12 protein-coding genes are annotated in these 13,496 nt (G+C 65.0%); 8 read left to right on the top strand and 4 right to left on the bottom strand.

Translation table 11 applies throughout. The annotated features are described in order from the left end of the window. Positions 1-6: 6 nt before the first annotated feature. The 4 genes from ACODRW_RS13900 to ACODRW_RS13885 form a co-directional block, all read right to left on the bottom strand. Positions 7-1,260 (bottom strand): MdtA/MuxA family multidrug efflux RND transporter periplasmic adaptor subunit, encoded by a 1,254-nt coding sequence (locus ACODRW_RS13900; protein ID WP_146176643.1) that lies wholly within the window; start codon positions 1,258-1,260, stop codon positions 7-9. Positions 1,261-1,376: 116 nt separating this feature from the next. Then, positions 1,377-2,630, bottom strand: coding sequence for a glycosyltransferase (locus ACODRW_RS13895; RefSeq protein WP_235088902.1), 1,254 nt, complete (start codon positions 2,628-2,630; stop codon positions 1,377-1,379). Between the two features lie 204 nt (positions 2,631-2,834). Beyond that, positions 2,835-4,571 carry an isocyanide synthase family protein gene (locus tag ACODRW_RS13890; RefSeq protein ID WP_488905987.1) on the bottom strand — a complete coding sequence of 579 codons (1,737 nt, stop codon included), beginning with the start codon at positions 4,569-4,571 and terminating at the stop codon, positions 2,835-2,837. Positions 4,572-4,606: 35 nt separating this feature from the next. Further along, positions 4,607-5,587, bottom strand: a complete 981-nt coding sequence (locus tag ACODRW_RS13885) for an isocyanide synthase family protein (protein WP_235088899.1) — start codon at positions 5,585-5,587, stop codon at positions 4,607-4,609. Here ACODRW_RS13885 and ACODRW_RS13880 point away from each other — a divergent pair. The 8 genes from ACODRW_RS13880 to ACODRW_RS13845 all read left to right on the top strand — a co-directional run bounded on the left by ACODRW_RS13880 (position 5,577) and on the right by ACODRW_RS13845 (position 13,480). Next, positions 5,577-5,825 carry a hypothetical protein gene (locus ACODRW_RS13880; protein WP_488905986.1) on the top strand — a complete coding sequence of 83 codons (249 nt, stop codon included), beginning with the start codon at positions 5,577-5,579 and terminating at the stop codon, positions 5,823-5,825. The genes ACODRW_RS13885 and ACODRW_RS13880 overlap by 11 nt on opposite strands. A gap of 701 nt (positions 5,826-6,526) precedes the next feature. Next, positions 6,527-8,053, top strand: coding sequence for an amino acid permease (locus tag ACODRW_RS13875; protein ID WP_107799371.1), 1,527 nt, complete (start codon positions 6,527-6,529; stop codon positions 8,051-8,053). Between the two features lie 249 nt (positions 8,054-8,302). Then, positions 8,303-9,022, top strand: coding sequence for a MarC family protein (locus ACODRW_RS13870; RefSeq protein WP_488905996.1), 720 nt, complete (start codon positions 8,303-8,305; stop codon positions 9,020-9,022). A 99-nt stretch (positions 9,023-9,121) separates the two neighbouring features. Then, entirely contained in the window at positions 9,122-10,252 is a 1,131-nt protein-coding gene (gene yiaY, locus ACODRW_RS13865; RefSeq protein ID WP_107799370.1) for an L-threonine dehydrogenase, read from the top strand. 270 nt (positions 10,253-10,522) lie between these two features. Then, positions 10,523-10,942 carry a DUF488 domain-containing protein gene (locus ACODRW_RS13860; protein ID WP_107799369.1) on the top strand — a complete coding sequence of 140 codons (420 nt, stop codon included), beginning with the start codon at positions 10,523-10,525 and terminating at the stop codon, positions 10,940-10,942. A gap of 4 nt (positions 10,943-10,946) precedes the next feature. Further along, positions 10,947-11,375 (top strand): MarR family transcriptional regulator, encoded by a 429-nt coding sequence (locus tag ACODRW_RS13855; protein ID WP_107799368.1) that lies wholly within the window; start codon positions 10,947-10,949, stop codon positions 11,373-11,375. Between the two features lie 72 nt (positions 11,376-11,447). Continuing rightward, positions 11,448-12,098, top strand: coding sequence for a response regulator (locus ACODRW_RS13850; RefSeq protein ID WP_107799367.1), 651 nt, complete (start codon positions 11,448-11,450; stop codon positions 12,096-12,098). Continuing rightward, a complete protein-coding gene (locus ACODRW_RS13845; protein WP_107799366.1) occupies positions 12,095-13,480 on the top strand; it encodes an ATP-binding protein in 1,386 nt (461 codons plus the stop codon). The genes ACODRW_RS13850 and ACODRW_RS13845 overlap by 4 nt, the downstream gene beginning before the upstream one ends. The last annotated feature ends 16 nt before the right edge of the window (positions 13,481-13,496 follow it).

Genomic DNA, 13,496 nt, shown 5'->3' with positions numbered 1-13,496 from the left:
CCGCGCTTACTGCGCCGCCGAGGCGCGGCGTTTGCCGGCCGGGCCGCTGCCGTCGCGCTTGTGGCGCCCGTTTTTGCCCGCGCCCTGGGCGGCCTGGCGGTTTTGCGCGGCGCGGTCCACCACGGTGACCTTGGCGCCGTCGCGCAGCTTGTCCAGGCCGTCCACCACCACGCGTTGGCCGGGCTGCAGGCCTTGCTCGACGATGACGATGTCGCCGACGCGCGCGCCGGCGCTGATCTTGTTCAGGCTGACGCTGCTGTCGGCGTTGACGGTGTAGACGTAGCTGCCCGCCTTGCCCAGCTGCACCGCGGCGGCCGGCACGGTGACGGCGTTTTCCTGCTCGCCCAGGCTCAGGCGCACATTGACGAATTGATTGGGGAACAGGGCCTCGTCGGCGTTGGCGAAGCGGGCTTTGAGGTTGACGGTGCCGGTGCTGGTGTTGAGCTGGTTGTCTATGGCCAGCAGCGCGCCGTCGGCCAGCTTGTTGCGGTTGTCGCGGTCCCAGGCTTCCACCGCGAGGCCGGGCTTGGCGCGGCTGGCCCGCAATACCGGCCCCAGGCTGACTTCCGGCACCGAGAACAGCACGTTGATGGGCTGGGTCTGGGTGATGACCACCAGGCCGTTGGCGTCGCTGGCGTGGACGATGTTGCCCGGGTCCACCTGACGCAGGCCGGCGCGGCCGGACACCGGCGCGGTGACGCGGCTGTAGCTGAGCTGCAGCCGGGCGTTGTCCACCGCGCCCTGGTCCAGCTTGACCGTGCCCTGATACTGGCGCACCAGCGCCGCCTGGGTGTCCACCTGTTGTTTGGCGATGGAGTTCTGCTCCAGCAGCTGGCGGTAGCGGTTCAGGTCCAGCTGGGCGTTTTGCAGCAAGGCCTGGTCGCGCAGCAACTGGCCTTCGGCCTGGGCCAGCGCGGCCTGGAACGGGCGCGGGTCCAGTTCCGCCAGCAGCTGGCCTTGTTTGACCGGCTGGCCTTCCTCGAAATGCAGTTTGTCCAGCTGGCCGTCCACGCGGCTGCGCACGGTGACGGTGTAGGTGGAGTTGACGGTGCCCAGCGCGCTGATCTGCAAGGGCACGTTTTGCCGCTGCGCGGCGGCCACGCCCACGGCCGCCGGCGGCGCGGCGCGGCGTTGGCCGGCGGCGTCCGCGGCCGCGTGCTGCCGCCACCACCAGCCGCCGCCCAGCGCGAGCGCGACGACAAGGCCCCAGCACAGCGGGGAACGGTAAAACGGGCGGCGAGGCGCGGCGGATTGGGTCACGGCGGGGCTCCAGAAAAACGGCCTTGGAGCGGCGAGGGCCGCTCCGGATCATTCGAAGGCGACCGCCGGCGCGGATGGGGCGAGGGATGGCGCCGCAGCAGGCTGAGGGTCGATGCTTACGGCATTATGCGCTCCGTGTTTGAACCGGGCTTTGCTTGCGCCGGCGATTGTATGTCGAATTGTTGCAAGACTTGACGGAATGTAAGGTGAGGCCGGGCTGCGGCGAAATGCCAGGCCAGTTGCTGCGCGCGCTGGCGGTAGGACGGCGTGGCCAGCATGCGCCGCAGCAGCGGTGGCAGCTGGCCGGTTTCGATGTGGCGGCGGCGCAGCGTGGCGCCAGCGCCGTAGGCTTCGATATGCCGCATCGCCAGCAGCTGATCCATATTGGACGGGATGCCGATCACCGGCCGGCCCTGTTCCAGCGCCTGGTAGCTGGTGGGGCTGCCGCCGTTGCAAATGACCAGGTCCGCGCGGGCGGCGGCGGCCTCGCCGGGCAGGAAGTCGGCGCTGAACAGGCCGGAGCGTTGCGGCAGCCGCTGGCGGCGGCCGGTGCTGGCGATCACTTGCAGGCCTTCGCCCAGGAGCTGCTCAATCAGCGTGGGCAGCAGGGCCAGGTTGCCGGAAGAGCCCAGCGACAGGTAGACGGTGGGACGGTCTTGCAATTGCGGCCACCAGTCCGGCAGCGCGCCGCCGGGCGACCAAGTGACCGGGCCCAGATAGCGGTGGTGGGCGGGCAGCGGATCCAGCGGCACCAGTTCCGGGGAATCGTAGTAGAGCACTTGATCGCCGTGGCTCCAGGCTTCGAAGCAGTTGGCGAAGGGCGCCAGGCCGTAATGGGCGCGGGCGCGGTTGAGCGAGCGGGCCAGCAGCCGGGTGGCCAGCGGGGTGATCCAGCGCATCAGCGCGGGCATGACGGGCAGGCGGTGCAGATTGATCTTGGCCAGTTCCGGCACCGGCAGCGGCTGCGGCCGGCGGTAGGGGCTCCAGTAGGCGTTGATCAGATTGATCAAGGGCTTGCCGGAGAGCGCGGCGCTGATGCCCAGCGAGTGGCGGAAGTCGCCGACAATGATGTCCGGGTCCAGGCGTTCGATCAGGCGCAATTCTTCTTCGACGTAGGCGATGATTTCCTCGCGCCGGTACAGCGGCTTGCCGTTGTCCACGGCGTCAAGAAAGTCTTCGCAGCGCTTGGTGATCAGCGGGTGGTATTGGATGTCCTGGCGTTGGTAAATATGATCGAAGCGCGGCGCGGCGGCCAGGTGGATGTCGTAGTCCGCTGCGGGCAGCGCGGCGGCCAGGGTGTAGGGGCGGGCGACATGGGCCAGGGTGACGGCCTCGCCGACGAAGAGGATTTTCTGCTTGCGTGGGTTCATGGCGGTTTTCGGGGGATGGGGGGCGATGCCGCCCGGCGGGGCCGGACGGCGCGGGGCGGGCCTTAGAACGTGTTTACGATCTCGCGAGCTAAGGCGAGACAAGGCGTTGCGGCTGAGAAAGCGGAATGTACGCGTGGTACATGAGCATTTCGAAGCGGGTTTCAACGCTGTATCGCCGACGCGCAGCAGATCGTAAACAGGTGCTTAGCCTTTGTGGACCTGGACACGCCACAGCTCGCGTCCGCGCGAGGCGCGGGTCATCGCGCGGCGGCCGTGCAGGCTGTTGTAGTTGTCTATCAGCGCCAGGTCGCCGTCGTGCCAGTCGTGCTCGATCAGGTTTTCCGGCGCATAGGCCCGTTCCAGCAGTTCCTGCACCAGGTTGGGATAGTCGTCGGCGCGCTCTTCCACGTCGACGAAGAACTTCTGCAGTTCGGAGTTGCTGTTTTCCTGGAAGCGCAGCACGGATTCGCCGGTGTCCGGGTGGGCTTCCACCAGCGGGTAGACGCGGGCGTCGCCGCCGAAATAGGTGAACTTGGTGTGGTAGCGGATTTCCAGCCGCTCCCATTCGGCCAGGGTGGCCACCGGCACCTGGCGCAGGATGTTGCGCGCGTCCACCAGGGTGGTCTGGCCTTCGCCGTGTTGCGGCGCGGTCTTGCAATACAGTGCGAACAGGCTGGCGCTGAAGTGCGGATTCTTGCGCACGAACGCATTGTCGGCCGGCAGCATGCTCAAGTCCCAGTGCAGCGGCAGCTCCTCGAAGGAGTGGACGAAGCCGTCGGCGTCTTCCTCCGGCTTGACCTTGTGCACCGCGCCGAACTGCCAGATATACGGGGTGCCGAACTGGGCGCTGAAGTCGATCAGATTGTCCTCGTCGGCCACGGCGAAGCCGCGCAGGGCGACGAAGCCGAACATCTGGGCCAAGCGGGTCAAGGCCGGGCGCGGCAGAGACAGGCAGTTGGCGCCGGGACGGCGGTTTTCTATCAGCAGGCCGAAGCGGCCGGCCCGCATCACCGACAACTCGCAACCTTCCCATTCCGCGCCGGCCTGTTCCAGATAGAGCCAGGGCTGCCCGTCGAAGCTCACCGCCTTGGCGCGGCGCGCGTCCAGCGCCTGGCGCTTGGAGACCAGCTCGCCGTGGCCGGCCAGGTTCAGCAGGTAGACGCGGTGCCAGGGCAAGGCCGCCTCGGCCTGGGCCGGAGACAGGCGGATGGGGAATTTGCCGCCGGGCGCGCCGGATTGGTGGATGGTCAGCCGGATGGCTTCCGGGAAGTGCTCGGCCAGCATCGCGTCCAGCGCGATGCCGCGCCAGGCCAGGCGCCGCGCGCGCTGCGGCCAGTCCTCGGCCTCGGCGATGCCGCGCGCCGCATTGTCTTCGCGCAGCAGACCCAGCCATTGCGGCTGGCGTCCGGCCTGGTTTTCCGGCAGCGGCTGGGAGAAGTCCGCGGCCGCGGCGGGCAGGTAGCGGCGCAGCACGCTTTCCGCGCGGTCGCGCAGGCGGTCGAAGCCGGGCTGGACGCTGGCGTAATCATGCCAGCGCAGCACCGGGCTGGCGTAGAGCGCGCGCAGCCGGCGGTGGTAGTCGTTGGCGGTGTCGCGCGGGATGTCCAGCAGATCGTGGAAACTCAGGCCGTCGCTGAACAGTTCCAGCGCGCAACCGGCCGGGTAGACGCGGCCGACGGCGCGGCACAGCCGGTCCAGCCGTTCCAGCGCCGCGTATTCGGCGTAGTCGGGGCGGTCGGACGCGGTCTTGTCGCGGGTGTTGGGCGATTTCAGCGGAAAGCCCGGCAGCAGCAATTGCAGCGGCTGTTGCCGGCGCACGAAGCCTTCCACCTGGGCGCTCAGCGCCTGGCGGTAGGATTCGCGCTGCGGGTGGTCGGCTTCGCCCTGGAAGGCGTCGAGCAGAATGGAAACAATGGAAGCGACAATAGGTTCGTTTTGCATGGCGATACTCGAAATGAACAATGAAAGGCGGGGCTTCAGGCGGCGGTGGCGATGAAGTGGCTGGGCCGGCCGTCGACAAAGACCAGCGCGGACTGGTTCTCGTCGATGTCGCTGCGTTTTTTCAGCATCACGCCGTGCTCGTGCTTGATCGCGGCGGCGTGCCAGGGCGTCAGCCAGGCGTCGGTGCTGTCCACCAGGCGCACGCCGATTTTGGCGGAGACGCGGAATTGCGGATGAATGGACAGGCGCAGGCTGTCCGGAAACGCGCGCTCCAGCAGCCGGCTCCAGGCATTGCTGCGCTGGATCACCCGGTAGGCGTTGGCGCGCGCCATTTTCTGCAAGCTGGTCTTGCTGTGGCCGGCGAAGCGCGGCATGCCTTGCGCGTCTTCGAACAGGAAACGGGTAATGCCCTGGTACATCGCGCGCATCGCCGGTTCGTCCTGGCATTGGCGTTTGATCTGTTCGATGGAGTCGCTGTAAAGAATCAGCAACTCTTCGCGCTGGGAATCCAGATCGCCGATATAGCTGAAGTGGTCTTTCAGATCGTAAAAACGGAAGCTGTCGCCATGGCGTTGCCGCGCGTAGCGAATCAAGTCGTCCATATAGGCGGCGACTTCCGCGTCCGGGATATACACCACGTCGGAAAAGCAATAGCCGTCCGAGCAAATGGCGACTTGAGCGCCCGGCGGGTAGATGCTCTGAATGTCCCGGCAGAGTTGGTGCAGATTATCCAGCGCGTGGCGTTCGGCCAGGTCGGGCATGGCGCCCAGGGTTTTATTGCGATTGGGCGATTTGCCGGGAAAGGCCGGCAAAATCATTTGCAGCGGCTGACGTCGGCTGACGGCGGCCTGAATCTTGGGCAGGTGAGGAGCCATTTCCGCGGCAAGGTCCTCCGGCGCGGCGAGGTCTTCCGGGTGGACGCGGCGCAGCTTGAAAACCCGTTCCAGTATTTGCCGGGCGAGATCCGGGGCGGAAACTCCAAAAGGGTGAAAAACAGGATCGACAATGGCGTTCATGGTTTATCTCAAATGGTTGTGGAATCAAAAGCGATTGAATTGCGACTGGCCCGCGTTCATGCGCGGGCGTTTCACTTATCGTTATGTGATAACCAAAATAAAAATGATGGAAAGAACAGGTTTAGCTTCAGTTAGCGCGGCCATTCTATGGCAGATGTCGGGAGCGGGCGAACAAATTAGCCGCTATAGGGTTATGAGCAATCGTTATATTGATATGGCGAAGGGATTGGATGAATAAAGGCGGATGGAAATTTTATTTGTTTTAGGTGGGTTTTTATTCAATGGGGCGGTGTGAAAATTGTAAATGCGATTGTGACGGTTTGTGATGTCTTATTTGTTTTAATTTGGATTAAATTTAAATTTGTCTTTATATGACAAGATCTTATTTGTCATTTTTGCAAATGAGATTCATTCCTATTTGTAAACGGCGGGAGACCATCGGAGACTGTGAGTTTTCCCATGCAACCACGTTGTGGCGCTGCGGTCGCGGCGCCTTTCCTGCGGCGCGCCGGCGCGGGCGGGGCGGGTGAAAACTGTATGATTCACGCGACAGATGCTGCACGCAGCGACGGCGAAGCGCGGCGAACACACCCCGGATGCTGCGTTGCGCCGACTTGTCGTACTCAAGGTCCGCCGCGTTTCAGAGCGCCGCGCCGCGGATGGGCAAAGCCGCGTCTTCCGCCGCAGGCCCGGCCCGTGCCGGCCGGCGGGGCTTTGGGCCGGCTTTCGGCCGCAATCCAAGCGGGTGCGGTATTCCTTTGCGAACATGACATTTTCGTTTTTTAAGCTTCAAAGCCATGTTTGACTAGTCAACAGTCGTGGTTGCTGTCATTCTTTTGCGTTTCGATTACGACTGCCTGTCGTAGCGACAGCAGGCCGCCGGCTGGCCGCAGCGAGCCGAAAGCAATGTCGCCGAGCAGGCGCACTTGAGACAAAGAGATGGAAAAAAAGCAAGAAAGCCAAGAGCTTAGGCGCACCTTGCAGGCGCGCCACCTGTCGATGATCGCCATCGGCGGCTCCATTGGCACCGGCCTGTTCCTGGCCTCCGGCGCCACCGTGGCGTCGGCCGGCGCCGGCGGGGCCTTGATCGCCTACGCCCTGATCGGCCTGATGGTTTACTTCCTGATGACCAGCCTGGGCGAAATGGCCGCCTTCATGCCGGAATCCGGCTCTTTCCAGGTATACGGTTCGCGCTTCGTCGATCCGGCCTTCGGCTTCGCCCAAGGGTGGAACTACTGGTACAACTGGGCCATCACCGTGGCGGTGGAGCTGGCCGCGGCCGCCATCATCATGCATTACTGGTATCCGGCGGTGCCCGGCATCGTCTGGAGCGCCGGCTTCCTGTTGATCATCTTCGTGCTCAACTATTTCTCGGTGAAGGGCTTCGGCGAGGCCGAGTTCTGGTGCTCGATGCTCAAGGTGGCCACCATCATCGCCTTCATCGTCATCGGCTTTTTGATGATCTTCGGCATCATGACCGACCCCAATCCGCAGCGCATCGCGCCGGGTTTGTCGGTGATGCAGCAGGGGCAGGGGCCGTTTGTCGGCGGCCTGGCCGCCTTTGTCGGCGTGGCCATGATTGTGGGCTTCTCCTTCCAGGGCACCGAGCTGATCGGCGTCGCCGCCGGCGAATCCGCCAATCCGGGCAAGACCATCCCGCGCGCGGTGCGGCAGATCTTCTGGCGCATCCTGATGTTCTACATGCTGTCCATCCTGATCATCGGCCTGATCCTGCCGTACAACGATCCGCTGCTGCTGAAGAACGATATGAAGGATGTCGGCGCCAGCCCGTTCACCCTGGTGTTCAACCGCGCCGGCTTCGCCATGGCCGCCAGCCTGATGAACGCGGTGATCCTGTCCGCCATCCTGTCCGCCGGCAACTCCGGCATGTACGCGTCCACCCGCATGCTGTACACCATGGCGCGCAACAAGATGGCGCCCAAGCGCTTTGCCGAGCTGTCCAGCAACGGCGTGCCGCGCAATGCCTTGTACGCCACCAGCGTGATCGCCGCGCTGTGCTTCCTGACCTCCTTGTTTGAAACCAACGCGGTCTATCTGTGGCTGCTGAACTCTTCCGGCATGACCGGCTTCATCGCCTGGCTGGGCGTGGCCATCAGCCACTACCGCTTCCGCCGCGGCTACGTCAAGCAGGGCCACGATCTGGCGGACTTGCCCTACCAGGCCAAGTGGTTCCCGCTGGGGCCGCTGTTCGCCTTCGCGCTGTGTCTGCTGATCATGCTGGGCCAGAACTACGAGGCCTTCATCGGCGGCCATATCGACTGGAGCGCGGTGATCGCCACCTATCTGGGCATCCCGCTGTTCCTGGCGCTGTGGCTGGGCTACAAGTACAAGCACAAAACCCGGATGGTGGCGCTGGAAGAGATTGATTTCAGCGAGGCGCTGGTCAAGGCTCGCGCCTTGCGCCAAGAGAATAAGGACGGCAAGCTGGCCGCCGCCACGCGCTGATCCTCTGTGAATTCTGCCAGCCTTAGCGCGGCAGTTCGCCAACAGCCCGGCCATGCCGGGCTGTTTTGCGTAAGGGCTTGATTGTTTTGGATTCGGCGCCGGCCCATGCCGGCGCCGCGGATGCGCGCGGCGCGCCGGAACCGGGGCGGGGCGCCGCAGTCCGAGCGAGAGCCGGCTTGCAATACTGATGAATTGTGTAATATGGCGGCTGGCGCGGCGCCGCCCGCCGGCGTTCCCGATCTGAATTCGATGGCTTCGGAGTCATTCATGCAGTTGCTGACAATATTCATAACAAAGTTTCTGTTTGTGATGGCCGCCTTGCTGCCGATCATGAACCCTCCGGGCCTGGTGCCCATCTTCATCTCGATGACGGCGCGCAATACGCCGCAGCAGCGCCGCTACCTGGCGCGCCGCATCGCCATGTATTGCGCCTTGCTGCTGTTGGGCAGCATGTTCACCGGCGGCTATGTGCTGTCCTTCTTCGGCGTGTCCTTGCCGGTGGTGCAATTGTCCGGCGGCCTGCTGATCACCTTCGCCGCCTGGCGCATGCTCAACGACGCGCCGCCGGAAAGCAGCCCCACTTCCACCGACCAGCCCATCCAGGCGGAAAACCAGGACGCCCTGAAGCAGCGCGCTTTCTATCCGCTGACCTTCCCGCTGACGGTGGGGCCGGGCTCCATCTCGGTGGCCATCACCATGGGCGCTTCCTTGACCGATACCGGCAAGGGCATCGTCAAATACGCGATCTCGCCGCTGGCCGGCAGTTTCGCGGTGCTGGTGTGCAGCTTGCTGGTCTATCTGTGCTACCGCCACGCCGACAAGCTGCTGCGCTATCTGGGCCAGACCGGCTCGGTGGTGTTCCTGCGCTTGTCCGCCTTCATCCTGCTATGCCTGGGCGTACAGATCATGTGGGACGGCTTCGGCGCCCTGATCACCCAGCTGGCGCAGGATGTGTTGCCGCATAAGTGAGCGGGGCGATTGGACATCTTTTGATGTGAGGCAAATGCCGCATCGGCCAAATTGAGCATACTGCGATTATGACAAATGTCTTAAGAACAGGAGTTTGCCATGGCCACCAGCGCTTTCTTCATCCCCTGCGTCAATCTGATGGGCGCGGGCTGTCTGCAACAAGCCGTTGAAACCATGCGCGGCTACGGTTACCGCAAGGTCTTGATGGTGACCGACGCCGGCCTGGTGAAAACCGGTCTGGCCGGCCGAGTGACCGAGCTGCTGGGCGGCGTCGGCATCGCCACCGTGCTGTTCGACGGCGTGCATCCCAATCCCACTACCGCCAACGTAGGCGCCGGCCTCGCGCTGTTGCGCGAGCACGGCTGCGACGCCGTGGTGTCCTTGGGCGGCGGCTCGCCGCACGACTGCGCCAAGGGCATCGCCCTGGTGGCAGCCAACGGCGGCAAGATCCAGGATTACGAGGGCGTGGACAAGTCCGCCAAGCCGCAACTGCCCTTGGTGGCGATCAACACCACCGCCGGCACCGCTTCGGAAATGACTCGCTTCTGCATCATCACCGACGAGAGCCGTCACATCAAAATGGCCATCGTCGACAAGCACACCACGCCGGTGCTGTCGGTCAACGATCCGGAAACCATGGCCGGCATGCCGGCCGGGCTGACCGCCGCCACCGGCATGGACGCGCTGACCCACGCGGTGGAAGCCTATGTGTCCACCATCGCCACGCCCATTACCGACGCCTGCGCCTTGAAGGCGGTGACGCTGATCGCCGGCCATCTGCGCCGCGCGGTGCGCAACGGCATGGATATGGAGGCGCGCGAGCAGATGGCTTACGCGCAATTCCTGGCCGGCATGGCCTTCAACAACGCGTCGCTGGGCTATGTGCATGCGATGGCGCATCAGCTGGGCGGGTTTTACGATCTGCCGCACGGCGTGTGCAACGCGGTGCTGCTGCCGCATGTGCAGGCTTACAACGCCAAGGCGGCCGGCCAGCGGCTGGCCGATGTCGGCGCGGCGCTGGGCGTGGAAGCCAGCGCCGAGGCGGCGATCGCCGCCATACGCCAATTGGCGGCCGATGTAGGCATTCCGGCGGGATTGACGCAACTGGGGGTCAAGGAAGAGGATATTCCTGAACTGGCCGCCAACGCCTTGAAGGACGCTTGCGGTCTGACCAATCCGATCCAGGCCAGCCACGAGGAAATCTGCGCGATCTTCAAGGCCGCGCTGTAGCGGTAAAGGGCCGCGGCGATTCGCCGCGGCCTTCACGATCTGCTGCGCTGCGGCGATATGACGTTAACAACCCGCTCAAAATGCTTATGTGCCACGAGTACATTCCGCTTTTGCGCTCGTTTTCGCCTTGTCTCGCTCAAGCTCGCAAGACTTTGAACACAGCTTCCAATGGCGGCCCAGCCGCCTTTTTTTGACCATTAAATATCGTAATACGATATTTCTGACGACGCCGCACCGCCTCCGCCGCCAGATGAAATAAGGAGTGACGCAATGGACGCAACCATTCGCCTATTGCCGGTGAGCGAATACCGGCCGGGGCTTGATAACGCTTTTCTGATCGAGGAGACCTGGCCGAAGGGCTTGCCGCGGCAGGCGCTGGACGCCGCCCACTGGCTCAAAAGCGTGGCGCCCGCGCCCGGCTTGCTGAAATGGCTGCGCCAGGACGACCGTCATTGGCCCACCTTCTGCGAGGTGTATTGGGCCGACCTGGCGGCGAACCCGCAGCGCTGGTGGCCCTTGTGGAAGGCCAGCCGCCGCGGCGGCCTGGTGTTGCTGCACGCAGGCGGCGGCGACAAGCAGCCGGCGCAGGCCTTGGCGCAATTCCTGGGCGACAAGCTGGACGAGATAGCGCGCATCGAGGCCGGAGAGCTGGCGTCGCCGGTGTGCTACCGCGCCTTGCTGGATCATTGACCGCATGCCCGAGCCATCCAGCTTCTCCAAACAGGATTTCGAACGTCTGGCGGACTTCCGCTATCGTTTGCGCCGCTTCCAGCGTTTCAGCGAGGAGGCGGCCCAGCGCCACGGCATCACCATGCTGCAATACCTGCTATTGCTGCAGATCAAGGGCTTTCCCGGCCGCGACTGGGCCACGGTGGCCGAACTGGCCGAGCGGCTGCAGTCGCACCACCACAGCGTGGTGGGCCTGATCAGCCGCTGCGAGCAACAGCGGCTGGTGGCGCGCAGCCCGGGGCGGGACGACCGCCGCTGCGTGGAAGTGCGGCTGCTGCCCAAGGGCGAGGCGCTGGCGGAATGTCTGGCGCGAGAGCATCGCGAGGAGTTGCAGGCCCTGCGGCGGCTGGGCGATGTGCTGTCGCTGGATCATCTCTTGCAGCCCGAGGATTGACGTCGGCGCGGTAGCTTTTGCCATGGCGCTCTGGCATGATTTTGACATTGTTTTGGCGAGCGGAGATATCCCGTGAACATACTGTTGGTGGAGGACGATCTGGCATTGGGCGAGGCGCTGGGGCAGGCTTTGCGCCAGGCCGGCTTTCGCACCGTCTGGGTGAGGCGCTTGAAGGAGGCGCGCACCTTTCTGGCCGAGGAGCCGCAGGACGCGTTGTTGTTGGATCTGGGCTTGCCGGACGGCGAGGGCCTGCATTTGCTGCAGGAGCTGCGCGGCAATGGATCGACGCTGCCGGTCATCATCCTGACCGCGCGCGACGCGCTGGAGAGCCGGCTGGCCGGCCTGCACAACGGCGCCGACGATTACCTGGTCAAGCCCTTCGCGATTCCCGAGCTGCTGGCCCGGCTGCAGGCGGTGACCCGGCGCAGCAGCGGCTTCGTGTCGGCCAATTGGCAGATCGGCGATTTGTGCATCAACGCCGAAACCCGAGAGCTGTCGATGGGCGGCGCGGCGGTGGCTTTGTCGCCGTCCGAGTTCGCGCTGGTGTTCGAACTGGTGCGCAAGGCCGGCAAGGTGGTCAGCCGCGAGCACCTGGTCGAGCATCTGTGCTGCGAGTCCGACAACGCGCTGGAAGTGCATGTCCACAATCTGCGGCGCAAGCTGGGTTCGGACTGGATCCGCACCATACGCGGCGTCGGCTATCTGCTGCCCAAGCCGGCATGATCATCCCCTCGCTGGCGCGGCGCTCGCTCTACCGGCGGCTGTTATGGACCAGTCTGAGCACCCTATTGGCGGTGTGGCTGGTCCTGTTCGCCTGGTTTTATTGGGAAGTGACCCGGGTCGGTTCCGGCTATCTGGACGGCGATTTGCGCGGGCTGGCGCGCACCCTGGCCACCGTCTACAGCGCCGACATCAAGGAAAGCGAGCGCGCCCGCGTCGTCGATCAGTTGATCGGCCAGTTCGGCCACGGTTATAGCGAAAGGCCGCCGGTCAAGGACGAGCTGGCCTATCGCATCGTCGACAAGCGCCAGCGCCTGCTGGCGGTGTCCAGCGCCTGGCCGGAGCTGGAGCAGCCGCCCAGCGGCGGCGCGCCGGCCAACCAGGGGCGCTGGCGCATGCTGACGGCGAGCGGCGACGAGGTCCGGGTGCAGTTGGCGATCGCGCGCAGCTTCGTGCAGCGAGTGCAGGCCGAAATCCTGATCTTCTTCCTGCTGCCGCTGATCGCCGCGGTGCCCATCATCATGCTGCTGCTGCGCGTCGGTTACGGCCGCGCCCTGCAGCCCTTGGCGACGCTGGCCACCACCATCACCTCGCGCGATGTGCAATCGACGGCGCCGCTGGCCTGCGCCGACCCCGAATATCAGGAATTGCGGCCGGTGTTCAATTCCGTCAACGAGCTGTTGTCGCGGCTGGCGACCTTTCGCGAGGGCGAGCAGCGCTTCTTCGCCGACGCGGCGCACGAGCTGCGCACGCCGCTGGCGGCGATAGGCGCGCAAGTGCATCTGCTGGCGCGCGCGGAGTCCGAGCAGGAGAGGGCGGCGCTGGCGGCCTTGCTGGACGCCAGCATAGGCCGCAGCGGCGAACTGGTGGGCAAGCTGTTGACGCTGTCGCGGCTGGACGCGGAATCGGCGCGGGTGCTGCCGGTATCCTTCGATCTGGCGGCCTTGGCGCGCGCGGCGCTGGCGCGCCAGGTGCCGCGAGCGATGGAGCGCAACATCACGCTGGCCTACGACGGCGCGCAGACGGCGGCCTGCTGCGGCGACGCCAGCGCGATGGATAGCCTATTGGACAATCTGCTGGACAACGCCATCCGTTACTGCCCGGACGGCGCTTGCATCAATGTGGAAGTCAGCGAGGGGTTTTCCAATGTGAGGCTGGCGGTGCTGGACGACGGGCCGGGCATCGAGCCGCAGTGGCGGGAGCAGGTGCTGAAGCGTTTCGTGCGCCTGCCCGACAATACCGTGACCGGCAGCGGCCTGGGGCTGGCCATCGTCAAGCGGGTGGTGGAGCTGCACGGCGGCAGCCTGCTGTTGACCGACGGCCTGCACGGCAACGGCCTGGGCGTGGAAATCCGCCTGCCGCGCTGCGACGCGCGGCCGGCTTGAGGCCGCCGCGCTCCCG

The sequence above is a fragment of the Chromobacterium sp. FG89 genome (assembly GCF_057808735.1).
Note: the sequence above shows the minus strand (reverse complement) of the source record. Positions and strands in the feature narration are given on the sequence as shown.

What these genes read in the sequence shown, in the direction of transcription:
- yiaY (WP_107799370.1), top strand. Translation starts at nt 9,122, where the DNA reads ATGGCCACCAGCGCTTTCTTCATCCCCTGCGTCAATCTGATGGGCGCG.
- ACODRW_RS13890 (WP_488905987.1), bottom strand. Translation starts at nt 4,571, where the DNA reads ATGCAAAACGAACCTATTGTCGCTTCCATTGTTTCCATTCTGCTCGAC.
- ACODRW_RS13895 (WP_235088902.1), bottom strand. Translation starts at nt 2,630, where the DNA reads ATGAACCCACGCAAGCAGAAAATCCTCTTCGTCGGCGAGGCCGTCACC.
- ACODRW_RS13860 (WP_107799369.1), top strand. Translation starts at nt 10,523, where the DNA reads ATGGACGCAACCATTCGCCTATTGCCGGTGAGCGAATACCGGCCGGGG.
- ACODRW_RS13880 (WP_488905986.1), top strand. Translation starts at nt 5,577, where the DNA reads ATGGCGTTCATGGTTTATCTCAAATGGTTGTGGAATCAAAAGCGATTG.
- ACODRW_RS13855 (WP_107799368.1), top strand. Translation starts at nt 10,947, where the DNA reads ATGCCCGAGCCATCCAGCTTCTCCAAACAGGATTTCGAACGTCTGGCG.
- ACODRW_RS13875 (WP_107799371.1), top strand. Translation starts at nt 6,527, where the DNA reads ATGGAAAAAAAGCAAGAAAGCCAAGAGCTTAGGCGCACCTTGCAGGCG.
- ACODRW_RS13885 (WP_235088899.1), bottom strand. Translation starts at nt 5,587, where the DNA reads ATGAACGCCATTGTCGATCCTGTTTTTCACCCTTTTGGAGTTTCCGCC.
- ACODRW_RS13870 (WP_488905996.1), top strand. Translation starts at nt 8,303, where the DNA reads ATGGCTTCGGAGTCATTCATGCAGTTGCTGACAATATTCATAACAAAG.
- ACODRW_RS13845 (WP_107799366.1), top strand. Translation starts at nt 12,095, where the DNA reads ATGATCATCCCCTCGCTGGCGCGGCGCTCGCTCTACCGGCGGCTGTTA.